Origin of the sequence: Arthrobacter methylotrophus (assembly GCF_039539965.1) — a bacterium.
GTDB lineage: Bacteria > Actinomycetota > Actinomycetes > Actinomycetales > Micrococcaceae > Arthrobacter > Arthrobacter methylotrophus.
The window spans coordinates 2,419,167-2,443,473 of the sequence record NZ_BAABED010000001.1; the positions used below are offsets into that span (position 1 = coordinate 2,419,167).

Genomic DNA, 24,307 nt, shown 5'->3' on the forward strand with positions numbered 1-24,307 from the left:
GGATCTCTTCAGGCAGAAGATGTTGTTCAGTACAAGTCGCTAGCGGTCAGCTCGTCGTTTTCCGGTCCGCGGTGAATCCGTCTCCCCGAGACGGATGTCGGGACAATCTCGACAAAGACCCGTTTCCTCACGGAGGTCATTTGTTGGCGCGGGATCTTCTCTGCCGCTTCAATTTCTGCACCAGAGTCCAGTTGCCGCGCTTTTCCTTTCACCACGACGCTCCAGACGGACTGGCTGCCTACCCCATCGGTCTCCAGCGCAACGTTCTCGTTTATCGTGAGTGCGAATAGCTTCTCCCCGGGATTTGTGCGGAGGAGAATCTTCCTGCCGTGGGCGACGAAATTGATGGGGTAGATCTCAGGTTCGTTGGCGATGCTCAGTGCCAATCGTCCCAACGTTGCGTCCGAAAGGATTTTCCAGCATTCTTCCTCATTCAGGATTTCTACGGGGTCCTCGGTATCCGGTGTCATGGTGCATCCTTTCAATGGTCGCCTACCCGGGCTTTTCCAGCATGCACGCAGTGGGCACCATTCAATAGGGCCGTTCGACCCGTGCCTGTTTGTCAGCAAGCTTGTAGCGTCGTTTCTACGGGAAGCTTCCCGCCAAAGGTTCGCCTTCACCGAAAGAGGCCGTGATGCTCGGAATGAAGCCGGCGGATGCTGGAATGCCAGATCCCGGAATCTATTTCCAGTGGGGTGACTTCCTGATCCAATTCGGCAATCTGGTAGTCATTGCCACGATGCTCGTGTTATTCATTCTTGCCTTGGTCCTTCCGTTCCCTGGCCGAAAAAGCCGGAAATGACCGCCGATCACAGCCCGCTTTCGAGTGCTGGCGACGGTGAACCGCGTTTTTCCACTTGGACAGGAAAAGCCCGCGGCTGGGCCCTGCGCCGGCTCCCGCCGGACAAGCTCCTTCCGGAGGGCCAGCCTAGCTACGTATCGTCGTGGATTTACGTCTTCGGCATGGGCGCCGTTGCCGCGTTCGTCTACATCCTCGGTTCCGGTGCCATACTGGCATTGAATGGTCCCACGTGGTTCCATGCCTCAGCCTTTGGGCGTTTCATCAACAGCACCCATCTGTGGAGCGTTGAACTGTTCTTCATGTTCATGGTGATCCACCTCTGGGGTAAATTTTGGATGGCCGCTTGGCGGGGCGGGCGCGTGCTGACGTGGATTACCGGGATGCTCGCGTTCGTCGTCTCGATCGTCACGGCGTTTACCGGGTACCTGCTTCAAACAAATTTTGACTCGCAATGGATTGCTTTCCAGGCAAAAGACGCGCTCAACGCCGTCGGGGTGGGAGCGTGGTTCAACGTGGCCGATCTGGGCCAGATACTTATGTGGCACATCACGCTCCTTCCAGCGGCCGTCGCCGTCGTCGTCGCCCTGCATGTTGTTCTTGTACGGATGCACGGAGTGGTGCCGCCGTTGGAAGCTGCGGCATCCGACGCCCAGCTGATCTCAACGGCACCAAACGCGGCCACCGAGAGCGAGAACCAGAAATGACCAAGTCCCCGGTGTCGACCTCGTGGCGCACGCGTAACGACATCGCCAGCAGGCCATGGTCCGGCACGTTGCGTGAATACGATCTGTTCAAGGAACTCGTTGTTGGAGTGGTCGTTGTCGGTCTGCTTGTCCTCGGGCTCTCCGCAGTCTTCAGCTCGCCGGACGACCCCAGCGTGACCCTCAAATCCTGGGCTATGGCCCAGCCCGCGGACTTCGTCTCAACAGCCACGGCCGAACTTGGCGGTACCAGCGACACTGCCGGGTACGGACCACCCTACAATTCGACGCCGGATGCCTCGCAAAAACTCGGCCCGATCGACTTGCAGAGCCTTTCGGGCGTTCGGCTCCCGATTGACACAGCCAACGACTTCGTCATCGGTCCGCTCCGAACCCTCCCGACACCCCCGGCGGCGATCGACGACTGGACCAAGGCAAGTGATGCCCAGCGGACCGCTTGGACTGCCGCCTACACGGACGCACTCAGCAAAGCCACGGACAACGACCCGGCGAAAGTGTCCCCCGGCGACTACGGCCCGGTACCGGCTCTGACCTCGGCCCTCCTGGCCATGGCACAGCAAGGCGCGCTGGATCCTGTGTTGAGCGCCAAGGGATCGTTCTACAACACCGACTACAAAGCCAGCATTTTGTTCCTCGGCGACGGCAGCTACTTCCCCGGTCTCGCCGACGCCCAGCATCTGACAGGCGACCAATGGGGAATGATGAATGAAACCGGAAACTACCCGGGCCAGTCATGGCTGTGGCTGTTCTCAGCCCTCTACCAAGTGGAACCGTTCAAATCATCTCCGAACGCAGATGTCCTCGTCGTGTTTTCCATGGTGATCCTGACACTCCTCCTGACCCTGGTGCCCTTCATCCCCGGACTCAGGTCGTTGCCGCGCCGCATACCCGTGCACCGACTGATCTGGCGGGACTACTACAAGCACCGGTAGCGGCAAGCACAACCAGCCAGTCCCCGTCCGCTACCCCTTGAAGTTCGCCGCGTCGAGTGCCGCTTGCAGCGAGTTGAGGTAACCCTGGCTGGTGTAAGTCGCCCCGCCCACTGTATCCACGTTGGCTGACTGGCTCGACAGCACCTCGGATTTGAGCATCGGCACGGCCTGCTGGTCGATTTCGCCGGACAGCGACCCTACGTCGGTCAGCTGCAGGGGCACGACGTCGGTGATCTTGCCGCCGGCTATCACGGCCTGGACCTGAATCGTGCCATACCGCGTCTGGATCTGGCTGCCGTCGAAGGTTCCGTCTTTGGCACCAACACCAGCACCGGCACCGGCCGGTGCTGGAGGGCCGACGCTGGTGCCGGCCGCTGATTCAGTGCCCGACGGCGGACTGGCCGCCTTCGAGGTGGTGCCGCGGGGTGCGGAATCTCCCTGGTTTCCAGCATGCCAGCCAATCAGGAGGACGGCGGCGGAAGCGAGGCCGGCAAGTACGGCGCTGCGAGCTCTCACCAGCTGAACCTTTCGTAGTGGATCCGGAACCGGGGTACGCCGGCCCGTTTCGCGTCCTCGACCACCAAGTCGGTCCAGTCGCGTGGACCGCACACGAACACGTCGGCGTCCCGCACGTGGGGAACGATCGTGGACAGGCTCATGCGGTGGCTGGCCTCACGGGCCGGCAGCCAGCTGTCATGGCCCCTCTTCGGACGGCGCCCCAGCAGGACATAGAGCGTTGCAGATTTCTTGGTGCAGAGTTTCTGGAGCTCTTGGTAAAGGTAGAGACCCTTCTCGTCCGGCGCCCGGACGATCACCGTCATCTCGCCAGGTCCAAAATCTCCCTGCTCAAGCAAAGAGATGATGGGCGTAATTCCGATGCCGGCTGCGACGGCGACGGCCCGGCGGGTGGTGCGGGCCCGGTCCGTAAAGAGCCCGTAAGGTCCCTCGATGCTCACTCTGGTACCAATCCTGAGGGAGCTCAGCTCGGCGGTTCCGCCTCCCAGTTCACGAACAGTCACTTTCAGGCGAAGGACCCCCGGGGCCGCCGAGAGCGAGAAGGGGTGGGCGTGCCACCATAGCCCGCGCGACCAGAAGCGCCAGATGAAGAATTGGCCGCCACGGACCGGCAGGTCCGCCAGGGACCGTCCGCTCATCTCGATGGAGTACACCCCCGGCGCCTCGTTGACGATATTGCTGACCCGGAGATCGTGGCGCAGTGTCCGCAATACAGGAATGATGAACCGATAGACGAGCAGGGCGGCGGCGACCCCGAAGTAGAGGGTCAACCAGTAGTAACGCGCCCAGGTTCCATCGGCGAACAATTGCCCGGTGCTGAACTGGTGCGGCAGGGCGGCGAGCACGGCAGCGTATGCCAGGAAGTGGACAACATGCCACGCTTCGTAGGGAAGTTTCCGCCGAACACCTACCAGTGAGGTGATCACGACGACCGCCAGCAGCGCATACCCCAGGTATGCGACCTTCATGTCGGGCAACGAGATGAACATGTCCCATATCTGTGCAAACACATTCGATCGCGCCGTCAGCGCGTAGCCGATCCACAGCAGCAGCACATGTGAGGAAATGAGGTAGAAGACGGGTTTGCCCATCCGCTGGTGGACCAGCAATGCCCGGTCGTGGCCAAATGCCCGGTCAATCACCGGGAGCCGCGCTGCCAGGAGGAGCTGGATCAGCATCAGGTCGGTGCCCACAAGTCCGGCGATGATGCCGACGGCCGTAAAGGCGCCCGGGACGGTTTTGAATTCGACCAGTCCGCTGTCTGCCAGAAACAGTGCCAGCACAAGGGCCACCGACAACCAGACAATCGTTTCCAACAGGTCCGCCAGACGGGCCCTCCGCAGGTAGCGCGCCCGTTGTGGTGCCCGCTGCTGACTGGCCGTCCGGCCCGTTGCTCCAGCCCGGGCCGTCAACTGGTCTCTCCCGCGGTGGCCCATGATCTGCTCATGGTCGCAATGCTAGGTTCGGGTTCTTAGAACATTCTTCGAAGCCTGGAAACGAAGGCGCGAAACCAGGAACCGGCCGCAAGAGAGTTCGCGGAATTTCCCCGGATCATTGGCAGACGCACCATGATGACCGCTCCGGATGGTTGCGTGCCGATTTCCGCCCGTCCGCCGTGCTGCGCCGCTACTTCGGCGACGAGTGCGAGTCCGAGGCCATAGTGGCGCGGCGCTGCTCCGTCCTCTGGGGCGGCGTCGGCAGGCGCCGCGGTGGCAAACCGTTCGAAGGCCCGCGGCTTGACGTCATCGGCAAATCCGGGGCCGTCGTCGCGGACCGTAATGACGAGAGTCCTCGAGTCTGTGGATACGCCCACGTCCACGTTTGTCCGGGCGAAACGAACGGCGTTGTCCAGCAACGCCACGAAAAGCCGGCGCAGCGCCGTTGGCGCGGCAGCGATCTCCACCGGGCCGGCTACGCCGCTGCGTTCAACCGTGACGTCGCGGTGTGCGGCGGAGGCCGAAAAGGACTCGACGACGTCGTCCGCCAGCCCTACGACGTCGACGTCCGTGAGCTCGACCCTCCGTGAATCCGCCGAGATGAGCAGATCCTCGAGCAATCGAGTCAGTGATCGCGAATCCTCGATCATGGCGTCCACGTCCGCCTCGATGTTCACGGGCCCATGCAGTGGAGAAGATGCCAGGCGCCGCCGCAGCATTTGCGCACGCATACTCAGCAGGGTCAGCGGGGTGCGCAGTTCATGGCTTGCGTCCGCGACGAATCGCCGCTGTCGGTCAAGAGCCTCGGCCATGGGCCGCATTGTGCGCCGGGCCAACCAGACGGCCAGGAGGCTCGCCAACACCACCGCTCCCCCGCAGGTCAACAGGAGGGCAACTCCCAGACGGCTCAGCTCTTCCAGATTCTCGTGTCGATCGAACACCGCTTGGACGATTCGACCGCCGGAATCTGCGGTGCGGATGCTATACGAGCGACCCGCAATCGAAATGTCTTCCTCGGCGGCGACTCCGCTGGCAGCGACAGCCGCTATCGCCTTCAGGTCCGGTAATCCTGACGGCATCCCAGACGACACCGTCAAAGTGCCCTGGTTGGATATCGCCAGCCAGGTCCCGGCAGGCGCGTCCTGGATTGAATCCACGTGTTCGGTGGCGGTGGTCAGGAGGCGTTGAGCTGCCGTGGTCTGGCTCGTGCTCACAATTAACAGCACTGATGCGGCGATCGCCACGAGGAGCAACACCAGCAAAGCGCCGGTCTGCAGGGCCAGCCGCCAGGAGGAGCGCTGCAGCTCGCCCTCGGCTTGGCCCGTCATGCGAGAGAGCCAATCCTGTAGCCGACCCCGTGGACCGTCCGCACGCTCCCCCGGCCGAGCTTTCGCCGGAGGTAATGAACATAGGTGTCAACCACCCCTGCCTCTTCGGCGTTCGGAAAGACATACTCAAGAATCTCGCCGCGCCCGAAGACCCGGTTCGGCCAGCGCGCCAGCTCCTCCAGCAGAGCGCTCTCGCGTTCGGACAACACCACGACGGAACCATCGGAACGGGTCACGCTGCGCGATTCGAGGTCAAAATGACCACCGGTGATCCGCAAGGTGGTCGCGGTGGAGACATGCCGGCGTCGTAAGGCACGTAAACGGGCCAGAAGTTCATGGACGTCGAAGGGCTTCGACAGGTAGTCCTCCGCGCCGGCGTCGAGTCCCTCGACCCTGTCGGCGGGATTACCCAATGCGGAGAGAATGAGCGCGGCAGTTTCGATACCCGCTCTGCGCAGTTTCATCAACAGGTTCAGTCCGTCCAAAACCGGAAGGCCCCGGTCCAGAACCAGGACGTCGAATTCTCCGGTCAGGGCAAGGTGGAGGCCGTTCTGTCCATCCGAAGCGCTGGATACTTCGTAGCCCTCGCCACATAACAATTCTTCCAGCATTGCCCGAAGCTGCACGTCATCCTCGACCAAAAGAACGCGTGGCTTCATCTCATTCATAGTCGGAGTATAAGCGTCGGAACTGGGACAACCGGCGTCATTTACGCAGCCTGAGTGCTTGTGTAGGGCATAGCGCCACTGCGTCCTGGGCCGCATATTCGAGGTTTTCAGGGATCAGGATTTCGGACCCGCCACGCCCCACCGGGTATCCCCAGTCATCGCGCGTGAGAAGTTCCGGAAGTAATTCGATACAAAGACCCCGGCCGTCGCATCGGGTCCAGTCGATATGCATTGTGGTGCGGGGCACCTTTCGGTCTGTCACTGCAGCGCCTCGCATCGCCCGCGCAAGTGGGCTTCGACGTCGGAGGCAAAGGCCATCAGGGCGCTGAGGGCAAGCCGGGCTGTCCCGTCCGGATGGGCGCAGCTACCCCGGCCGGTTACCAAGGCAGCAAGCCGGCTGATCTCCTGCGGAAGTCTCCCGCTGGCGTCTCCGTAAGCCAGGCGCGCAAACTGGCTCGCCATGTTGGGTAGGCCATTGGTGCAAGGACCACACTGGCGTGCTGACTGGCCCGCCAAGTAGCCCAGAATGTCCGCAGTAGCTGCCAGGCCACAGGAACCGGACCCCAGCGTCATAATGATTCCGGCACCGGTCCGGGCACCCACCGGAGCCAGGCCTTCCCTTGAGAACGGCGCGTCGAGTTGCTCGGCCGTGAGCCACGTGCCGTGGTATCCACCCACAAGGGCTGCACGGACGGCCTGCGGGTCGACGCCGGTACTCACGAGGATCTCCGTCAAGCACAGACCGGTCGGGATCTCGTAGACCCTTGCCCCGGCCGTGTTCCCGGACAGCGTGATGAGCCGGGTCCCTGGTGCGGAACCGGTACCGACGCTACGGAACCAGGCAGAACCGAAGCGGGAGATCAATGCGAGATGGGCCAGTGTCTCCACGTTGTGGACCAGTGTCGGCCTGCCATTCAGACCGCTGTCGGTCAACCGCTTGGTTCGGTCGCGCGGGATAGGCAGGCCGCCGGAAATGGCGCTGACCACTGCGGTCGCTTCTCCGGAGATGAACGTATCGGGAGCTTCGTGCAGGCGTATGCGCGCTTCCCCGCGTTCTTTGAAGGCACGGATGACAGGAGCCAGCTGCTCCGCACCGGCGTACAGATGCAGTTCCTTGGCGTCAAGGCTCTGGCCGGCGATCAGAAGGCCGTCGATCACCAAATGGGGGGCATTGTGCAGCAGCGCTGCGTCCTTTTTGCTCAACGGTTCACCTTCTGCACCGTTGGCGACGACGACCGGCCGCCGGCCGTCCGCGGGGACGGACGCCACCTTTTGCCACGCCGTGAACCCGGCCCCTCCGCGACCATCCAGCCCCGATCTGGAGAGTTCGTCGATCAACGGCGCCCGGCCCATTGCCGGAAGCGGACCAAAGGCTGCCTGGTGGCTGCCGTAATCACCTGAACCGGCGGCGAACAACCGCGTTGTGCCGGCCGGGCCCGCAACATGGCCCCGCACGCTGATGGTGCTCTGATCCGATGTCATGGGCTTTCCTGGCTGCGCACGTTCCGATATTCGACGAAGTCCTCGTGCAACCTCCACGCGATGGCCCCACCAACTGCTATCAGGCAACACGCCGCGAGGACGAGGAACCAGAGCTCACGGCCGTTCGTACCGTTTCCTATGGCGTGCAGCACCGATACCGGCCACAACGCGTAGACCAGCCAGTGCACAGCTTTGAACGCCTTGGGACCGATCCTGTTGCGCAGCAAGGCGGTGATCGCTACGACAAGGAGCAGATCGAAGGCTATCGTCCCCAGTCCGAGCCAGAACGGCTGGTACGCCCCGAGGAAGGGAACGAAGAAATCGACCAGCCTGAGTTGGGCAAACGGATCAAAGAGCAAGGACACAACATGGACCACAACGAACAGGAGCGAAAAGAGTGAGACATTGCGGTGCACCAACGTGACGGCAAAACGCGGGATCCCGACGACAGCTCGACCGGACCGGGCACCAATGCCCAGCAGCACAGAAAGCGTCAGGAGCACAATGGCCACCACGCCGGAGCCACGGCCCACAGCCCACAGAGCCTGATCGAATACGGTGTTCATGATTGACTCGTCATCTCGTCCGGAGGCCAGCTGCCGACAGTGGATACCCTGCCTGCACTGTCAACCAAGCGAGCAGGCACGCCTAGTTCCCTCAACCACGACGGCGCCCGGCGCCCCCGGACCACGCATGCCGTGGCGATCGTGTTGGCGTCCGCGCAACTCTTCGCCGCCACAGTGACCGTCCGCCAGACAGCTTCCGCCGGCAATCCGGTGTGCGGGTCCAGGATGTGGTGGACTTGCCGACCGGAATGGTTCCATCGGCGCTTTTGCGTGCTGGAGGTGGCCAACGCGTAGCCGGAGCTCAGGCGTACGCACCCGGAGGGATCACTCGGCAAGTCCTGGACCAGTACCACCCAACCCTCCGGGGGCGCCTCCCCCGCAGTCGCCAGATCGCCGCCAAGAACCACCATGGCACCACAGCCAAGGGTCGACGAAATCCGTTCCGCGGCCCAGTCGGCAGCCAGGGCTTTGCCGAGGGCACCAAAGTCAAGGAGTACCCCTGCGGGTAATGCCAGTCTGTTTTCGGTAAGTTCCATTCGGGTCCACGGCGGGGCAATCGTTGTCACAATCATTGATCCCGGTGACTCCGGCTCCCGGCCGCGGGGCACGTCGAGAAGAGCGAAATCGCGGCCGTACCCGATTCCAAGGAGTGCGCTTCCCAGCGTCGGGTCCACATCCCCGTCCGTCAATTCCGCAGCAGCCAATGCGGTGCGAACGATCGCCGCGAGTACATCGCTGATTTCCAGGCCGGCGCCTAGCTGCCCCCGGAGGAGCATGAGCTCCGAATCGCCGCGGAAACGGCTGCACGCCATCTCGACTTCATGGCATACGCCTTTGCTTAGATCGACCGCTTGGTCGAGCATCGATGGTTCGGTGACGATGACAAATGCCTCGGTGCTCCATAGCTCCCAGCGTCGCGCCGCCGTTACCATCAGGATCCTGACGTTCGGCCCTGCGGGGCCGTTGATCCGGGCCCGACAGGCTGCACCGGCGATGTGGATGAATAGTGGTGGCGCGAGCCGTAGTTCGGAGTCGTCGACTCCCCCGTGTCACCCGAAGACGTGTTGCCTGTCGCGGCTGGAGCGGAGACTGCCGCGCCCACAACCACCGCGCCCGCCGCGCTCGCGACCCCCACCCACGATGTCACTTGACGGGCAATCCTGTGGCCGCTTTCCCTGGAGTTCATGGCAGCCTCCTCGGCTGGTGCTTGACCGGTGTCGCTGCGTTAATTCTAGGATTGCCAGCGTTAGCCTCGACTAAGCGTTTCCTGTATAGAAGCTGTGTAAATGTGCTGCTGAGCGTTATTCATCGCTTGTCGCGGTTCTGCTCAGTCTTCCTTGTGCGGCGACTTCCCCTGATGGCCGGGATGGTCGCCGGCGCCGACTCGATCGATGACAGGGCCATCCTACGGCGGCTTCGCAAGGGTGCGGCGAACTCAGCCCGCGGCGCCTAGCGGCGGATCACCGATGCCCTATCCCCCTCGAGCGCGTCCAAACGGGCGGGTGCCCTCCAGGTCATCGCCCAGGTAGATCCGCGGATCAAGGCTTAGTGCGGGAAGAAACCGACATGTCCGTAGAAGACGGTGATGCTGAGGAACAGCCACATCATTCCTGCGATGAACAGCGACACAGCGAAGACCCTGGCCACCAGGCGATTCTCAGGAGCGAACGCGGCTGTGATCGCGGCGACGCCAGTGATGGCGTAGGCGAACGCCATGTAGAGCGCTTCCAGGATGGAGCCCGCCAGCATCCCGGCAATCGGTTCCTCCTTAGGCGGATGCCACATCCCGAACTCGAGTCCGGCGACGGCGATCATGATGAGCCCGATGCCGCCAAAAGCACCCGCGTACAGGAACGGCCGGACGGTTGCCACCAGCTCGAGCTGCACCCCGCGGGCGACGGCGGTCCTCTCGGCACGCATCAACGCTATGGCCCCGAAGAACACCAGAAAGCCATAGAACATGGCGGGTTCACCGAAGGTGAGGTTGTCGACCGCGCAGCAAGGGACGCCGGCAACGGGAATCTGTTTCAGTGGCCAGGTGAGGGTCATGTGGGTTCCGGTGACGGCCAAAAACAATCCGAGGGCTGCAAACATCCAGGCCCATCCGTCGATTGTTTTGCGCCCAGGTTGCTGGACCACTCGGAGGAAGACGAGTGCCAACAGCATGATGGCACCGGCGACCATCGCCATGGTCGTGTTGTAGGTGATGCCCTGATCTAGCATGCGCTACCTCCGTTCTGCCAGAAGTGCCTGCCGAATGACCAGCAGGCCGGCGCAGGCTGCGAACGTGGCGGACAGGATCAATGCGCCCATATCGCTACTGATGGCTGCCCAAAGGATCGCCGACAGGACAACACCGACCACCAGGATCGCAAAGACAGCCCTGACCAATATCGCCGCCCACCGCCGAGTTCGCGCGTCGCTGGCTTCAATCGGGAGCCCGGTGAACGCATCATATTGGGACATATAGATGTGATACCACGCGTAGGGCATGGAGCGAAAGGGGCAATGCCTTCCGCCCTCTTTCGCATGCGCATCGGGCGGGGTAGCGTCTAGCCTGACGAACTTGTCTCATTCACTGCTGGTTGACGAATGCTTCTGGAGAGTTGCGCATGAATGATCGGACGGACGGTGACCACAGCCGCATCGTGAACCACGTTCTCGCCCCTCCCGTGGGCACATTTGAACTCGACCCTGTGCATACCTTCGTCGCTTTCAGTGCCCAGCACCTCGTCGTCGGGCGCGTCCGGGGCCGATTCGAGGCGGTGCAGGGCACGATCGTCGTAGCCGATAACCTGACTGAGTCCAGCGTCGAGGTCAGTATCGAGACCGCGTCGGTCACCACGCTGAACCCGGTGCGCGACAACGATGTGCGTTCGGAGAACTATCTGGACGTCGGGCGCTATCCCACCATGACCTACCGCAGCACGGCGGCCTCGGAGTCGACCGCCGGGGTATGGCGGATAGAGGGAGACTTGGCGCTGCACGGCGTGACGCGCCCGGTTGAACTCACCGTCCGTTTCGGAGGCGCCGTGACCGACGCATCCGGCAACATCCGCATCGCATTCCACGCCCACGCCTCCATCACCCGACGCGATTTCGGGCTCACGTTCGAACTCCTCAAAGAAGCCGGAGGTCTGCTCGTGGGTAAAGACATCGCGATCGACATCGACGCAGAGGCGATCCGACCTCTCTAAGACTTGCCCGGCCGCCGGCCAGGTGGGGAACTGCTGGTCCAACGAGGAAAGAAGCTACTCATGCAAGATGACCGGGTCAACAACAACCTCAAGGGTATGGACGACCTTGACTTCGACGGCTGGAACAACGCCGACTGGAACGGCGTGTTCGCCCACCACCACACCGACGATGTACTGGTGGACTGGAAAGGCCAGCCACCAACGCACGGGATTCAGGAACACATCGACGCAATGAAGGCCTACGTCGAATCCGCAGGCGGAACGCCGCCCCAGATCACCTCCCACCCGATCGCGTTCGGCTCCGGGGAGTGGACCTGTGTCATCGGAGAGTTCGAAGGCGGAGGCCGGATGGTGACCGTCGCAAAGTGGCGCGACGGCGCGATCGTCGAAGAATACATCTGGTCCTAGCCTGGCCAGTGCACTCCTGATGGCGGGCGAGGACTCTGACATGGAGAACGCATGAAGATCGGGATTAGCAGCGCGACTGGCAAGGCCGGACGTGTATTGGTCCCTTCCGGGGGCCAACGCCCGGGAGGGACCCCGGCCCGAGCCGACAGCAATGAGGGAGTATCTGGCGGCCAGGGGCGCGGATCCCGGCAACGTGTTGGCGGAGAACAAGAAATCACCACGCGAGGGAACCTCGCATACTCCGTAGCCCTGCTGGCCGAGAAAGACATCCAAGGGCCTTTGCTTGTGTGCACCAACAATCACCGTGTGCTCCGCGCTGCCCTCTTATCCCGTCAGCAAAAGATCAACGCGAAGGTGGTGGGTGCCCCGATAGCCAAGAACTCCGTGCCCAGCGCTTTCCTTCGTGAGTTCGTGGCCGTGATGAAGGAAAACCGCCTCACGAACATCGTTCTCTGCCTGCCGATGTTTGGAATTGCCCCGCTCATCACGGTCGCACTGACGAAATTGCCGGTGGTGCAGGTCCTCCTACTCGTTGGAAAGCCCGGTGGTGAACGTGTGGCTCCATTCGGTGGCGGCTCCGTGGGTAAAGACGTACCCCTTCGTGGGTGAGGCCGTGACGGTCACGGTGCCGGCGGGCTTCCTGTAGGTCCCGGCAGCGATCTCCTTGCCGTGAATGAGATAGCCCACGCCCGGAACAGCAGGGATGGTGTACGAGTCCTGTCCCCGACCCGGCCGGTCGGTAAAGGTGACAGCTGCGGGCGTCGCCGCATCGTACTGGAGGCCAAAGCCCAAGGGCAGGAGAACGCCGTCGCCATCGGATTTGGGGATATTGACCGGCAGCTTGCCGCCGGGGTTCACCGCACCCGAGATCGCCCGCACAACACCGTGGAAGTTGACCTTTTTGTTGCCATAGCTGTTGAGTAGGGCGTCGGCGCCCGGGAAGGCGCTGATGTCGTAAGGATTGCGTGTGGCAATGACCACCACCGGTGTTCCAGTTGCTGCGAGTTCTGCCACCATCTGTTGCTGCGCGGTGTTGCTGGTGGCGTTGTACGAGGTGAAGACCACGGCGTCTGCCTTGCCCGCGGCGGCTACCGCTCGTGTCCGGTAGGCAGCGGAGGGTGAGCTTCCGTTTTCGTAGTCTTCAGTGACCGTGAATCCTTGCTGCTTAAGCAGTGGCCCCGCAGTTTCCGGGTTTCCCGAACCGGCGCCCACCATGAGGACCGAGCTGCCGGGAGCGAGCGGCAATACCCGCTCCTCGTTGCGCAGCAGGGTGGCGGCGCGGTCGGAGATCAGATTGGCTGTGGCGAGGTTCTCAGCGGCTCCAACTACGTTGTCTACATTGCTGAGAGCTGCCACGGGCTGCTCGAAGACTCCGCGCTTGACCTTCCACTCGAGGATCCGTCGAACGGACTCATCGAGCCGGGCTTCGGTGATCCCGCCCGACTCGACGGCGGCACGCACCCCAGCGAACGAGGCCTCGACGTCGGGAGAGTTAAGGAGGATGTCGGAGCCGGCCTGAATGGCCTTGACGGCAATCTCTTCCTGCGACCATTGAGCAGCCATCGCGGCCATGTCCAGGGCGTCCGTGGTGACCAGTCCCTTGAATCCCAGCTCATCACGGAGCAACCCCGTGAGGACCTTGTACGACAACGTGCCGGGCATTTCGGGATCGATGGCCTCGACGATGATGTGTGCCGTCATGACCATGTCCACGCCCGCATCGATCGCGGCCCTGAATGGTTCAAGGTGCTTGTTGAGGGTGGCGCGGTCGTAGGTGACGATGGGCAGTCCGTAGTGGGAGTCAACGGAGGTGTCGCCGTGGCCGGGGAAGTGTTTGGCTGCTGCTCCGATGCTGCGGGTCTGTATGCCTTCGATCTGGGCAGCACCGAGTTCGCTGACGAGCGCAGGGTTCTCGCCCATGGAACGGATTCCGATGACTGGGTTGTCAGGGTTGGAGTTGAGGTCCAGGACGGGCGCGAAGTCGACGTTGATTCCCATGGCCTGCATCTCGGATCCCAGGATTTCGCCCTGTGCCCGGGCCAGGTCCTGGTCTCCTGTAGCGGCCAGGGCCATGTTGCCCGGGAGCACTGTAGCCGGTGATCCGATGCGGGCGACCAGGCCACCTTCCTGGTCGATGGTGACTGCGAGCGGAATGCCGTTTCCGTCAGCACCCACTGCCGTTTGCTGCAGGCCGTTGGAGAGGCCCGCAACCTGCAGGGGGTTGTTGGTGTTCCCTGACCATGCGAAGTAAAGGACGCCGCCCAGCTTGTACTTTTCCACGACCTCGGCGGGAGTATTAACTCCGTAGCGTTCTTGGTTGCTGGCCGCCATGGACATGTCATCTGCCGATGAACCGTACACGTGCGTCCACGTCATCTGGCCGATCTTTTCGTCCAGCGACATGCCGGCAATCAGCGCTTCGATGTCCGGAGAGGCGGAGGCCGTCGTCGTAATAACCGTACTGGTGGGTCCGGCGGCGACAGCCGTGGTTGCCCCGGTCATGAGCAGGGCGGTGGCGGCGGTCATCATGAGGGTAGTTCCCTTTCTGTGCATGTGAATCCCAATTCCAATCGTCGCTGATGATGCCGAGTGTTTTGCCTTGGCCAGCGCTGCCCTTGGTAGAGGAGGTACTCGCGGGTATCCCGAACGAACCGAGCGACTTCGGAGCGCAATCGTTATTCAAGCGCCGTCGTTATTCAGCAGGGAGCCGCGCAGCCTATGTATGTCAATAGCAAGTTGCTCTTGGTTCATGACGCTCTGTTTCTAAACTTGCATTTGCACATAGCCCACCAGCAGGGATGTCCGGCTGCACGTCCTCGATTATGCCGTCGACGTCGCCCGCGATCTCGGCGTATCTGTGCCCACCCTCTACCGCTGGCTCCCCGCCTCAGAACGGTAACAACGATGGGTCAGAGCACTGTTGACGACCACCGAAAGGCCGGGCTTCGTCGGTGGTCAGATCCGTTCAGGCTGGTGCAGAACGGTGGTCAGGACCGGGCGGGTTGCCATCAACGCGAGCCAGACGATCCCGATGCCTGCAGTGAGGCTCGCCGCGATCACCAGTGTTGATAACGGGGCGATGATCAGGGCGATTCCGAAGAGCGGGAAGACCAGGATTCCAGCGATGATCGCCGAACCGAGGCTGACGAGGAGAAGCGGGCTCATGACGGCACGGGTTCTGGCGTTCTCGATGACTTCACGCGGCATTCCGAGCCGGTCGAGGCTCACGTAGAGTTCCCGGCGATCGTAGATGGCGGAGGCCTGATTCACTCCGACTGAGCAGGCAGTGATGATGAAGGAAGTGAAGAGAACGATCAGGACGCCTGTGCGGATATCGGCGTTCATGATCGCTGTCTCGGGGTCGTCGGTCGCCGCCACGGCCATGAGCGACCCGGCGGCGACGGCGATGAAGCTGGTCATCGCGACACCGCTGACTTGTCTCCATGCGCCTTTGGGCGATTCCAGGATGTTGCGTGCGGCGAGCAGACGCTGGGCTGATCGTGCGCGTTTGACGCTTCTCCGGGCGGCTCTGGAGATCGCCCATGGTCCGATGAGGTTCAGGATGCCGACCCCGATAGCGAACGCGCCGCAGATGACTAGTACGAAAATGGTGAAATTCGGGTCTTCCTTCGCGATTTGGAGCGCCCTGAATGCCGCTCCGATGCCGAGGAGACCGATGATGATCCTCAGCCCGCGCACGGTCGGCGCGCTCTGCTTGGTCCGCACGCCCAGGGGCGAGATGTTGACTTGGCGGAGGCCGATCGCGGCGCTGGCTCCGGCGATGACGGCAACGCTTGCGATCACAGCGATGATGAGGAGCGGGTTTATCCAGAGCGCAGCGGCTCCGATGCCCGTACCGCCGAAGTGGATCAGACCGACCAGGGGCGATATCGCGTAATACAGTACGACGCCGGCGACCGCACCGATGATCGCGACCCCGGTCGATTCAAGGATTGTCATCTTCATGACATCCGCCGGCGTCGCGCCAAGCAGCCTCAACGTCGCGAGGCGATCGTCTCGGCGGCGGGCGGACAGTCGCGCCGCAGAACCGCCAAGCGATACGAACGGTACGAGCAGGAGGGCGAGGGCGACGATGCTGAGGTACTGGAACGTCTCCGCGGATTCGTTCGTCCACCGCCAGAACATCATCGCGCCTCCGAGCACGGTGAGCACGATGGCCGTGGTGACGGCGAAAGCGACGGCGGGCAGGAGAAGGGCTGCTGGGCTCTGGGCCCCCGGGCGTGAAAGCATCCAGGTCAGCCGCAGGATCGGTGCGCGATCGCGGGACCGGGCCACGGGGTTCGAACGGGGCGCGGCTGAGGCCGCGAACGTCGACGGGTCTTGTGCAGGCGCGCCCCGTTGGTGGTTCGCCGGTTGGTTGGGGTACGGAAGACCTGAGGGCCTCGGCTGCTGAGGCTCTACCGGGCCGGTCATGCTCTTGGCCCGTTCGGGAGGTTCCTTGGGAATGAGGGCTGCTGCGAGGCCGTGTCCTCGACGACACGGCCGTCACGCAATCGGATCACGCGGGAGCACCGTGCCGCGACGCCGTCATCATGCGTTACCACGACAAGAGTGCGCCCCTGACCAACGGTCGATGCGAGCAGAGCACTCATCACCTCTTCACCGGTCCCCGAGTCGAGCGCACCGGTCGGCTCATCAGCGAAAACCACGGCCGCCCCGGTGACCTGCGCGCGAGCGATCGCGACACGCTGCGCCTGACCACCCGAGAGCTGACCGATCCGCCGCAACTCGAACCCATCAAGCCCCAGAGAAGCAAGCCAGACCATCGCCCAGCCCTCGGCCTCCGCACGAGGGTACCCCGCCAGCATCAGAGGAAGCGCCACATTCTCCAAAGCCGTGAGCTCAGGAACCAGAAGTCCCTGCTGGAACACGAAACCGAACGATTCCCGGCGCAGACGTGAACGATCACGCTCAGTGAGCTCATTGACCCTGACCATTCGCGACACGGACTTAAACTCAACCACCCCCGCATCCGGCACGATGATCCCGGCAAGACAATGGAGCAGGGTCGTCTTTCCCGAACCGGAAGGACCCATGATCGCCACGGATTCGCCCGCCGCGATAGCGACATCCACTCCGGCCAGCGCGTAACTGCTCCCATAGGTTTTCACAAGATTGGCACCGGACAGAATCTGTGCATAAGCAAGATGACCATTCATGCCTCGAATCCTATGTTCAACACCAGCACAGGAAGCGCGAAAAAGACCTCACTCAGGGACAAATCAGGGGCCGGTCAAGGGCCGGTCAGGGTAGACCCTGCATGGACCGATAAGTGGACTAAAGCTGTCAGCCCCCAAGGACCAGACACCACTAACGTACGATTTCTTCCGTTTTCTGCAGCGACCCCGATTCTGGCAGGAAGTCATACCGTGGTCTGAGTCCTTGGGGTCCGAATGTAGTTCTAAAGATCAAACAGTGCGTGTTCCCGGCTTCGTAGGCTTGGGGAATGATCAAAATTGAAGGTTTGTCGAAGTCCTACGGCAATCAGCCAGTCGTCAATGATGTTACCTTTACGGTTCATCCGGGCATGGTGACAGGGTTGTTGGGCCCCAACGGGGCAGGAAAATCAACCATCATGAAAATGATCCTCGGGCTTGTCACCCCGACGTCCGGGAAAGCGTGGGTGAACGGGGCCTCTTTTGCTTCTACGTCCGCACCGCTGGGGGAAGTCGGCGCGCTTCTTGATGCAGGTTGGGTTCATCCGGCACGGTCTGCAAGGAACCATATCCGGGCTATCGCCCTGACCCAAGGGATTAAGGCTGCCCGGGTCGATGAAGTACTGGAACTGACCGGTCTTGCCACGGCAGCCAACATGCCCGTAAGGAAATACTCCTTGGGCATGAAGCAACGCCTCGGACTGGCCGGGGCGTTGCTCGGCGATCCACGCGTGCTGATACTCGATGAACCCATCAATGGACTTGATCTGGACGGTATCAACTGGATCCGTTCCTTCCTGCGCCAACTGGCCGACGAAGGCCGCACAGTCCTTGTATCCTCGCACCTGATGAGCGAGATGGAACGCACAGCCGACCGGATCATCGTCATGGGCAAAGGCCAAGTCCTGGCAGATGGCGCTATCGCTGACATCGTAGGCGGCCAGCACGAAGCCACGGTGCTGGTCAGCAGCCCGCAACCGGACGCTCTCACAGTTCAGCTCCGAGACGCCGGCGCGAGAATCCAGCAAACAGACAACGGCCGACTCCAGGTTCTGGGGTTGGAAAGAGCCACTGTTGGGGACATCGCAGCAAGCGCCGGGATCGCGCTGCACGAACTACGATCCATCGACCGCTCCCTGGAAGACGCATACGAACAACTCGTCGCCGAAGAAGCCACGTTTAGCGCCATCAACCCGACGAAAGGCCACCGATGACCCAGCACACCACCACGGGCGCCCCCGTGAACGACGCCCTTCGAAGCCACCGGATCACTTTCATTGGCTGCGTCCGTTCCGAACTTCTCAAACTGCTCTCTGTCCGCTCAATCCTCGTCACTCTGCTGGCCTGCATTCCGGTCAGTCTGCTCTTGACCCTCATCAGTGCACCCTCCAAAGCAGAAGTAATGGGTTCCGACGCCACAACCAACTTGGAACTGCTGGCAAGGTCCTACACATTCACGGTCATTTTCGGCATCCTCCTAACTGTGATCGTCGCCGTGTTGTGCATCAGCAATGAATACGCGACCGGGCAAATCGGATCAACCCTCACCGTCGTCCCCCGGCGCCTGCGGGTCATAGGCGCCAAAATCACGGCACTGGCGGTCGTCGTCTGGGTTATAGGTTTCGCCGGCGTAGCCCTGTCCGCGCTCTTGGCAACAGCCATGCTTTCCGGAAACGGACCACTCCCGGAACCAGCGGCATTGGCAACAGAAATACTGGTAACCGCGGCCTCCGCCGCCACCGCGATGACACTGATCTCACTGATCTCACTGTGCATCGGAGGGATCCTGCGAAGCACCGCGTTCTCCATCGCGGCAGCCTTCGTACTGATCCTCGTCCTGCCCGGCCTCGTTGCACTCTCGCCCTGGGAATGGGCGCGCGGCCTCGCCCCCTTCCTCCCCATCAACGCAGCCACAGCCCTCTACGACCCGACATCCATCCCTAATCCCCTGGACCCACTACAAGCCCTGCCCCTCCTCATCGGATTCGTCATCGTTGGCACCACGCTCTGGGCACTATCCTGGACCCGGCGGGACCCCTAACCAACCCGCCCCAACGAGCAGTCTTCTTCGCTACAGGGAACAAAGAAGGGTCCCGGAATTCGTGCACCACGATCACCATCCTGTCCGGATCCCCGCTGCTTCATGGGCTCAACGGACGACGAGAACCGGACACGGTGCGTGGTCAATGACCTGGGTCGAGACCGAGCCCAGGTGCAGGCCCGGAAATCCACCGTGCCCGCGGGACCCGACGATGACCAGATCCGCGTCCTTAGCGGCGTCCAGTATGGCCGACGCCGCTGAATCAGCGTGAACGGCCTGCCCGGTTGCCGCTATGCCCTCGCTAGCGGCAGCTTTCAGGGCGTCGGCCTGCAACCTCTCTGCGATTCGTTCGGGGGAATCCTCGGCCACGATTTCACCAGCGGCCGTTTCCAGTACTGCCGGGTACCAAGACATCGGCGGCTTGCTCCATGCCGTGATCAGGCGGAGCTCGCCGTTGCGCCGGCCGGCCTCGTCCAAGGCCCACTTCAGTGCCTTGTGGGAATGTGTAGAACCGTCAAAGCCAAGCACAATCACGAATGAACTGGTGCTGGTCATCTCATTAATCCTTTCGCTTCCTCAATGGGCACCCCGGATCTATTTCCTGAAGGAAGTCATTTCATTGGATCGCCGGTGAGCAGGGCTGGGTAGGGGCGTAAGTCCCGGTCGCAGCGCTGCTTGACCGCGCGGCTTGACCAGAACGAATGGAATCAGAAGGTGACTTTCGGCACTACACGTTTTCATATCGGCACAGCAGTCTTGGAATGGAGCCAAAATACCCGGCCAGGAGCAATGTGTACGAGATGTGTGACCGCGTGAAAATGCAAAGGACGCCAGAATGAAAGGCAGCATTGAGGTTTACACGGACAATGCGGGGTTCTATAGGTTTCGGATCAAGGACGGCAACGGGGCGGTCATTGTCACAAGCGAGGCTTACGGCAGCAAGGACGAAGCTCTGATAAATCTTGAATCGGTGCAGAACGGCGCCGCTTCTACCCCCGTCGTGGATCTCATCGGCTTGGAAAAAGACTAGGTGCCGCCGCATCCCACCGGTGCCGGATCCATGTTCCGTCGCGGTGCGAATGCCCCAAACACACGGAAAAGGCCTACGCACGAACCGCACAGGAACACAAGGGTCTTTCGGTATTTCAAAACTTTGTGAAAACTGCGTATGTTTGCGGCATGGACACCGTCATCCGCACTGTCGACTTGCACAAGAACTTCGGGCGCGTCAGAGCGCTCGACGGCCTGGACCTCGAGGTCCACAAAGGTGAGATCCACGGCTTCCTCGGGCCGAACGGCGCCGGGAAGACCACCACGCTGCGCATCCTTCTCGGGCTGGCCCGCGCGTCGTCGGGCAGCGCGACGGTTCTGGGCATGCATCCGTGGGCGGACGCCGTCGAGCTCCACCGGCGCGTGGCGAGCATTCCGGGTGACGTGAGCCTCTGGCCCAACCTTTCCGGCGGGGAGGCCATCGACCTCCTTTCCCGACTCCGCGACGGCGCCGTGGACCACGCCACTTACAAGGAGCGCAAGGATCACCTCTGCGAACTCTTCGACTTCGATCCGAGCAAGAAGGGCCGTGCCTATTCGAAGGGAAACCGCCAGAAGGTCGCGCTCATCGCCGCCCTCGTCATGGATGCTGAGCTGTATCTCCTCGACGAGCCCACGAGCGGCCTTGACCCGCTCATGGAGGCTGTTTTCACTCGCGAGATCCGGCGGATCGTGGACGAGAACGGCGCTACCGTGCTGCTCTCGAGCCATATCCTCTCCGAAGTCGAGCAGCTCGCCGGCCGCGTGAGCATCATCCGCGCCGGCCGGATCGTCGACGGCGGCACGCTCGACGCACTGCGCCACCTCACCCGTACGGAAATCTCGTTCGCGCAGGACAGTGTGGACACCCACGCGCTCGACACACTGTCCCAGGTCCACGACCTCACCGTGGCCGACGGGCGCGTCAAATTCGGCGCCGATTCCGATCGCGTCCACGAGGTCCTGCCACTTCTTGGCACCCTCGGGGTCAAAGGCCTGCTCATCGCACCGCCGTCGCTCGAAGAGCTGTTCCTACGCCACTACGGCGACACGGTCGCCCCGCTTGCCGCGCAGGAAGAGGACGACGGCGGCACCCACCATCGGCGCCACCGTGCTGTTCGGACGGGGGCCTGAAATGGGCGCGTTGTGGATCCTGTACCGACAGCGGTTGCGCCGGGACCGTTGGCAGATCGTTGTGTGGGTCCTCTCGATCGGAGTGCTCGCGCTGTTCGCCGTCGCAGCCATAGCGAAGACCTTCGGCGACGACGCGACACGCGCGCAGGTGCTTCAGCTGGCCGCCGCGGCTCCTGCGATTCTGGTCCTGCGCGGTCTGCCACGCGGTCCGGGGCTCGATTCGTTCACGTTCTTCGAGATCTTTGCGTTCCTGGCCGTCCTTGCCGGACTCATGAATACGTTCATGGCGGTCCGACACACCCGGGCAGAAGAGGAGTCGGGCCGGGCCGAGCTCATTTCCTCGACGGCCGCCGGGCGATGGGCCCCGCTCGGTGCAACCGTCCTTCACGGCGCCGTGGCCAACGTGCTCGTGGCCATCGCGACAGCGCTAGGGTTCATGGCCGGAGGGCTTGACCCGGCCGGCTCGCTCGTAGCTGGCTTCGCGACAGGTGCCGTGGGCTTCGCCTTCCTCGGGGTGGGCCTGTTGGCCTCCGAGTTCTTCAGCACGTCCCGCGGGGCCAACGGCATCGCCTCGGCGCTTGTGATGCTCGCGTACCTGTTGCGCGGGTTCGGGGACGCGACCGGACAGGTCAGTCCCGATGGGATGACCATGACAGCCGCATGGCCGAGCTGGTTCTCCCCCATCGGCTGGGGCCAGCAGACTTTCGCCTACACGGGCAACCGATGGTGGCCGTTGCTCTTGCCACTCGTGCTCTGGGCGGCGTGCACCGCCGTCGTGGTAGCGATCATGGCGCAGCGGGACATCGGCGCGAGCGTGCTCGCGGGTCGATCCGGACGCGCCGACGCACGGCCCTGGCTGCGCGGGAGCTTCTCGCTCGCGCTGCGCCTGCAACAGGGAGCGATCATTGGCTGGTGCATCGGCGGCCTCACGACGGGCCTGCTCACAGGCTCACTCGGCTCCGCGATCCAGTCCTCGATCACCTCCAACCCCCAAATCACTGCCGTGCTCCGCGGCATGATCGAGGCGCAGGGCACATCCATGACCCAGCTCCTGGTCGCGGCCCTGTTCGAGGTAGCCGGGATACTTGCCGCGGCGTGCGGTCTACAGGCCGTCCTGCGTCTCCGCCAGGAAGAGGTGGCCGGAACCGCCGAGCCCGTCTTGGCCGAATCGGTGGGCCGGATGCGCTGGCTAGGGAGTTTCCTCGGACTCGGCGCGGTCTCGGTGGTGCTCGTCATGGCGTTCACGGCACTCGGGGCATGGGTCTCCCTCGTCGCCTTCGGAGACACCTCGGGCGCAGTTGGCGACGTTTGGCAAACCGCTGCAGACCAGCTCCCCGCAGCACTCATCTACCTTGCACTGCCCGCCATAGTATTTGTCGTTTGGCCCCGCGCCACGATGCCCGCCGGGTGGGGGCTCCTAGGCGTCGGAGTCATCCTTGGGGTCTACGGCGGCATGCTCGGCCTTGACCAGAAGCTCCGGGACCTCTCGCCGTTTACCCACACCCCCGTCACCACCAGCACCGGGACAGACTGGAGCGGGGGCTTTTGGATGCTCGGCGTCGCCGCAGTCCTCACGGCGCTCTCGCTCGCGGCCGTGCGCCGCCGGGAGGTGGGCACGGCGTGACAAGTTCCGGGATCGAGCGTATGCCCGACGCCGCCGAGACCTCCGCGGCTGTCCTCATGGCCGCGGGCTTCCCCAAGATGCCAGCCCGCGCGCTGATGGCTCTTGTTGTCTCCGAGGACGGATGGCTGACCGCAGCCGAACTCTCCGAGATACTGGGCGCGAGCGCGGCCGCCGTCTCCGGCGCCGTGCGGTACTTGCAGACCGTCGGCTTCGTGCACAGGGTCTCGCAACCCGGCAGCCGCCGCGACCGCTACGCTCTCCCCGACAACGCATGGTACGTCGCCTCCCTACGGCAGAACCCCGTGTACCAGCGCCTCGCCGACCTCGCCGACTCCACCGCTTCGAGCCTCCAGGAGGGATCTGCTGCGAGGGCCAGGGTCAAAGAAATGGGCGCCTTCTACAGGTTCCTCATGACCCGGCTGCCGGAGCTCCTCGATGAGTGGGAACATACTCGGCTCAAGGCCTAGACATATCAAGCGGAGGGCCGTGGCTTAGAGGCCCAGGGTCTTCAACGCGCCTGCCCAGTTGGCGGCGATCGCGTTCTGCGCATCGGCGAGCTTCACTGTGTGGTTGCAGATCGCCTTGTGAAAGGTGTTCTCCACCGCATCCTTGGGATTGGTGGTGCCGGTGGCGCCCGCGCGGTTGGGCTCCGGCCAGAGATTGGATGCCGAGTTTGTGCCCCCGAGCTCGAGTGGGATCAGGTGGTCCAGCTCCGTGGTGCGCTCGTAGCTCTGCCCGTAGGCGGACAGGCTCGTGGTTTTGAATTTGTCGGTGGCCGACGCCGGGGGCCGGATAGTAGCGGTGTAGCCGGCCTTGCAGATGGTGGAGTCGATATTGTCCTGGCTGACGGCCGGGTCGATTGCTCCGGGCGTGCAGCCGGGGTCGGGGAGGACATCTCCTGCGGCGGCGTCAACCACCCGTGCGGCGCATTGTCCCGGCGCCAGGTTCTCATCCACGGCGACGGCACCGGGCGAATGGACCTGCCTGACACCGCTCTCCTGAGCAGAGGGCGGTGGCACCGCCGGGGCGGATGCCGTTGGTCCGTGGCCGGCGATGCCCAACTTGGCAACCGGACCGGAGCAGGCGGTACCCAGCGTCAGCAGCGCAGCGGCGGGGAGGATTATGGCGAGAGTGCGGAATCGGAGGGTCTTCATGGTCCTTCCTTTGTACGGTGAAACCTCTCGCCAGCCATACAGACATGCCGGGAGCCGCCTCCCATCTTGGCGGCGGCCTTGCTTCCATGCC

Annotated in this window: 30 protein-coding genes; 13 read left to right on the forward strand and 17 right to left on the reverse strand. The window is 62.9% G+C overall.

Annotated elements, in window-relative coordinates; genetic code table 11:
- Positions 1-26: 26 nt before the first annotated feature.
- Positions 27-470, reverse strand: coding sequence for a pyridoxamine 5'-phosphate oxidase family protein (locus ABD884_RS12805; RefSeq protein WP_345046137.1), 444 nt, complete (start codon positions 468-470; stop codon positions 27-29).
- Between the two features lie 164 nt (positions 471-634).
- On the opposite strand from ABD884_RS12805, the gene ABD884_RS12810 reads away from it, so the two are divergent.
- Genes ABD884_RS12810 through ABD884_RS12820 form a run of 3 tightly spaced genes read left to right on the forward strand, consistent with a single transcriptional unit; the run spans position 635 to position 2,456 of the window.
- Positions 635-802 carry a hypothetical protein gene (locus ABD884_RS12810; protein ID WP_345046138.1) on the forward strand — a complete coding sequence of 56 codons (168 nt, stop codon included), beginning with the start codon at positions 635-637 and terminating at the stop codon, positions 800-802.
- On the forward strand, positions 799-1,506 hold the full coding sequence (locus ABD884_RS12815) for a cytochrome b N-terminal domain-containing protein (protein WP_345046139.1): 708 nt from the start codon (positions 799-801) through the stop codon (positions 1,504-1,506). The genes ABD884_RS12810 and ABD884_RS12815 overlap by 4 nt, the downstream gene beginning before the upstream one ends.
- Complete coding sequence (locus ABD884_RS12820) at positions 1,503-2,456, forward strand: hypothetical protein (RefSeq protein WP_345046140.1); 954 nt, start codon at positions 1,503-1,505, stop codon at positions 2,454-2,456. Before ABD884_RS12815 ends, ABD884_RS12820 begins: the two co-directional genes overlap by 4 nt.
- A 30-nt stretch (positions 2,457-2,486) precedes the next feature.
- On the opposite strand, the gene ABD884_RS12825 is transcribed toward ABD884_RS12820, so the two are convergent.
- From ABD884_RS12825 to ABD884_RS12865, 9 genes are read right to left on the reverse strand one after another with little or no spacing between them, the layout of a single operon-like run.
- The gene (locus ABD884_RS12825) at positions 2,487-2,972 is read right to left on the reverse strand and encodes an FMN-binding protein (RefSeq protein ID WP_345046141.1); all 486 of its coding nucleotides are present in this window, start codon (positions 2,970-2,972) and stop codon (positions 2,487-2,489) included.
- Positions 2,969-4,408, reverse strand: coding sequence for a ferredoxin reductase family protein (locus ABD884_RS12830; protein ID WP_345046142.1), 1,440 nt, complete (start codon positions 4,406-4,408; stop codon positions 2,969-2,971). Before ABD884_RS12830 ends, ABD884_RS12825 begins: the two co-directional genes overlap by 4 nt.
- A 35-nt stretch (positions 4,409-4,443) precedes the next feature.
- Complete coding sequence (locus ABD884_RS12835; RefSeq protein ID WP_345046143.1) at positions 4,444-5,736, reverse strand: sensor histidine kinase; 1,293 nt, start codon at positions 5,734-5,736, stop codon at positions 4,444-4,446.
- The gene (locus ABD884_RS12840; protein ID WP_345046144.1) at positions 5,733-6,404 is read right to left on the reverse strand and encodes a response regulator transcription factor; all 672 of its coding nucleotides are present in this window, start codon (positions 6,402-6,404) and stop codon (positions 5,733-5,735) included. The genes ABD884_RS12835 and ABD884_RS12840 overlap by 4 nt, the downstream gene beginning before the upstream one ends.
- A gap of 37 nt (positions 6,405-6,441) precedes the next feature.
- A complete protein-coding gene (locus ABD884_RS12845; RefSeq protein WP_345046145.1) occupies positions 6,442-6,666 on the reverse strand; it encodes a ferredoxin in 225 nt (74 codons plus the stop codon).
- Complete coding sequence (locus ABD884_RS12850; RefSeq protein WP_345046146.1) at positions 6,663-7,886, reverse strand: NADH-ubiquinone oxidoreductase-F iron-sulfur binding region domain-containing protein; 1,224 nt, start codon at positions 7,884-7,886, stop codon at positions 6,663-6,665. Before ABD884_RS12850 ends, ABD884_RS12845 begins: the two co-directional genes overlap by 4 nt.
- On the reverse strand, positions 7,883-8,452 hold the full coding sequence (locus tag ABD884_RS12855) for a ferric reductase-like transmembrane domain-containing protein (RefSeq protein WP_345046147.1): 570 nt from the start codon (positions 8,450-8,452) through the stop codon (positions 7,883-7,885). Before ABD884_RS12855 ends, ABD884_RS12850 begins: the two co-directional genes overlap by 4 nt.
- Positions 8,449-9,384 (reverse strand): FAD:protein FMN transferase, encoded by a 936-nt coding sequence (locus ABD884_RS12860; protein ID WP_345046148.1) that lies wholly within the window; start codon positions 9,382-9,384, stop codon positions 8,449-8,451. The genes ABD884_RS12855 and ABD884_RS12860 overlap by 4 nt, the downstream gene beginning before the upstream one ends.
- Positions 9,384-9,638: a hypothetical protein gene (locus ABD884_RS12865; RefSeq protein WP_345046149.1), complete on the reverse strand. Its 255-nt coding sequence runs from the start codon at positions 9,636-9,638 to the stop codon at positions 9,384-9,386. Before ABD884_RS12865 ends, ABD884_RS12860 begins: the two co-directional genes overlap by 1 nt.
- A 102-nt stretch (positions 9,639-9,740) precedes the next feature.
- Between ABD884_RS12865 and ABD884_RS12870 the strand changes: the two genes are divergently transcribed.
- Positions 9,741-9,905, forward strand: coding sequence for a hypothetical protein (locus tag ABD884_RS12870; protein WP_345046150.1), 165 nt, complete (start codon positions 9,741-9,743; stop codon positions 9,903-9,905).
- A gap of 92 nt (positions 9,906-9,997) precedes the next feature.
- Here the strand turns inward: ABD884_RS12870 and ABD884_RS12875 are convergent, their stop codons facing one another.
- Together ABD884_RS12875 and ABD884_RS12880 are read right to left on the reverse strand one after the other, a co-directional pair.
- Positions 9,998-10,675, reverse strand: a complete 678-nt coding sequence (locus ABD884_RS12875) for a DUF981 family protein (protein ID WP_345046151.1) — start codon at positions 10,673-10,675, stop codon at positions 9,998-10,000.
- 3 nt (positions 10,676-10,678) lie between these two features.
- Positions 10,679-10,918, reverse strand: a complete 240-nt coding sequence (locus ABD884_RS12880; RefSeq protein ID WP_345046152.1) for a hypothetical protein — start codon at positions 10,916-10,918, stop codon at positions 10,679-10,681.
- Between the two features lie 146 nt (positions 10,919-11,064).
- Here ABD884_RS12880 and ABD884_RS12885 point away from each other — a divergent pair, with 146 nt between their 5' ends.
- Genes ABD884_RS12885 through ABD884_RS12895 form a run of 3 tightly spaced genes read left to right on the forward strand, consistent with a single transcriptional unit; the run spans position 11,065 to position 12,666 of the window.
- Positions 11,065-11,649: a YceI family protein gene (locus ABD884_RS12885; protein ID WP_345046153.1), complete on the forward strand. Its 585-nt coding sequence runs from the start codon at positions 11,065-11,067 to the stop codon at positions 11,647-11,649.
- A gap of 60 nt (positions 11,650-11,709) precedes the next feature.
- Complete coding sequence (locus tag ABD884_RS12890; RefSeq protein WP_345046154.1) at positions 11,710-12,057, forward strand: nuclear transport factor 2 family protein; 348 nt, start codon at positions 11,710-11,712, stop codon at positions 12,055-12,057.
- Positions 12,058-12,108: 51 nt separating this feature from the next.
- Positions 12,109-12,666, forward strand: a complete 558-nt coding sequence (locus tag ABD884_RS12895) for a YdcF family protein (protein ID WP_345046155.1) — start codon at positions 12,109-12,111, stop codon at positions 12,664-12,666.
- On the opposite strand, the gene ABD884_RS12900 is transcribed toward ABD884_RS12895, so the two are convergent.
- From ABD884_RS12900 to ABD884_RS12910, 3 genes are all read right to left on the reverse strand, one after another.
- A complete protein-coding gene (locus ABD884_RS12900; protein WP_345046156.1) occupies positions 12,583-14,586 on the reverse strand; it encodes a glycoside hydrolase family 3 protein in 2,004 nt (667 codons plus the stop codon). The genes ABD884_RS12895 and ABD884_RS12900 overlap by 84 nt on opposite strands.
- Positions 14,587-15,012: 426 nt before the next feature.
- Positions 15,013-16,491, reverse strand: a complete 1,479-nt coding sequence (locus ABD884_RS12905) for an FtsX-like permease family protein (RefSeq protein WP_345046157.1) — start codon at positions 16,489-16,491, stop codon at positions 15,013-15,015.
- Positions 16,488-17,237, reverse strand: a complete 750-nt coding sequence (locus ABD884_RS12910) for an ABC transporter ATP-binding protein (protein ID WP_345046158.1) — start codon at positions 17,235-17,237, stop codon at positions 16,488-16,490. The genes ABD884_RS12905 and ABD884_RS12910 overlap by 4 nt, the downstream gene beginning before the upstream one ends.
- Positions 17,238-17,524: 287 nt before the next feature.
- Here ABD884_RS12910 and ABD884_RS12915 point away from each other — a divergent pair, with 287 nt between their 5' ends.
- Positions 17,525-18,448, forward strand: coding sequence for an ABC transporter ATP-binding protein (locus ABD884_RS12915; RefSeq protein ID WP_345046159.1), 924 nt, complete (start codon positions 17,525-17,527; stop codon positions 18,446-18,448).
- Complete coding sequence (locus ABD884_RS12920) at positions 18,445-19,275, forward strand: ABC transporter permease (RefSeq protein WP_345046160.1); 831 nt, start codon at positions 18,445-18,447, stop codon at positions 19,273-19,275. The genes ABD884_RS12915 and ABD884_RS12920 overlap by 4 nt, the downstream gene beginning before the upstream one ends.
- 108 nt (positions 19,276-19,383) lie before the next feature.
- Here ABD884_RS12920 and ABD884_RS12925 read toward each other — a convergent pair whose 3' ends face one another.
- On the reverse strand, positions 19,384-19,830 hold the full coding sequence (locus ABD884_RS12925; protein WP_345046161.1) for a universal stress protein: 447 nt from the start codon (positions 19,828-19,830) through the stop codon (positions 19,384-19,386).
- A gap of 280 nt (positions 19,831-20,110) precedes the next feature.
- On the opposite strand from ABD884_RS12925, the gene ABD884_RS12930 reads away from it, so the two are divergent.
- From ABD884_RS12930 to ABD884_RS12945, 4 genes are all read left to right on the forward strand, one after another.
- A complete protein-coding gene (locus tag ABD884_RS12930; RefSeq protein WP_345046162.1) occupies positions 20,111-20,305 on the forward strand; it encodes a YegP family protein in 195 nt (64 codons plus the stop codon).
- Between the two features lie 149 nt (positions 20,306-20,454).
- Complete coding sequence (locus ABD884_RS12935) at positions 20,455-21,438, forward strand: ABC transporter ATP-binding protein (protein ID WP_028266989.1); 984 nt, start codon at positions 20,455-20,457, stop codon at positions 21,436-21,438.
- Positions 21,368-23,062 (forward strand): ABC transporter permease, encoded by a 1,695-nt coding sequence (locus tag ABD884_RS12940; RefSeq protein WP_345046163.1) that lies wholly within the window; start codon positions 21,368-21,370, stop codon positions 23,060-23,062. The genes ABD884_RS12935 and ABD884_RS12940 overlap by 71 nt, the downstream gene beginning before the upstream one ends.
- Positions 23,059-23,529: a GbsR/MarR family transcriptional regulator gene (locus tag ABD884_RS12945; protein ID WP_345046164.1), complete on the forward strand. Its 471-nt coding sequence runs from the start codon at positions 23,059-23,061 to the stop codon at positions 23,527-23,529. Before ABD884_RS12940 ends, ABD884_RS12945 begins: the two co-directional genes overlap by 4 nt.
- Positions 23,530-23,553: 24 nt before the next feature.
- On the opposite strand, the gene ABD884_RS12950 is transcribed toward ABD884_RS12945, so the two are convergent.
- On the reverse strand, positions 23,554-24,216 hold the full coding sequence (locus ABD884_RS12950) for an HNH endonuclease (RefSeq protein ID WP_345046165.1): 663 nt from the start codon (positions 24,214-24,216) through the stop codon (positions 23,554-23,556).
- Between the last annotated feature and the right edge of the window lie 91 nt (positions 24,217-24,307).